Here is a 317-nt window from a genome sequence, read left to right as displayed (position 1 = left end):
CCTGGACCCTGCCGTCAACGACGGCAGCACCTTGCAAGTCACCCTCACCGACGCCGCCGGCAACGTATCCCAACCGGGCTCGGTCACCTCGGCTGACTTGGTGCCGCCCGCACAACCAACTGACCTGGCCTTGGCCGATGGCGTCACCTTCACTGGTCGCGGCGAGCCCGGTGCCACTGTTCAGGTACGCGATGCCGGCGGTGCTGTCATCGGTACTGGTGTCGTCGGTGCCGACGGCCTGTTCAGCCTCACCCTGTCGCCGGCCCAGACCAATGGTGAAGCACTCGACGTGCGTCTGGTGGATGCCGCCGGCAACA

Annotated in this window: 1 protein-coding gene; it reads left to right on the top strand. The window is 66.9% G+C overall.

Annotated elements, in window-relative coordinates:
- A partial coding sequence (locus tag I8746_RS27025) for an Ig-like domain-containing protein (protein ID WP_259674217.1) occupies nt 1–317 on the top strand: 317 nt, incomplete at both ends.

The sequence above is a fragment of the Pseudomonas sp. USTB-Z genome (genome assembly GCF_019691255.1).
Lineage (GTDB): Bacteria > Pseudomonadota > Gammaproteobacteria > Pseudomonadales > Pseudomonadaceae > Aquipseudomonas > Aquipseudomonas alloputida.
This window is presented reverse-complemented; position numbering and strand designations above follow the sequence as displayed.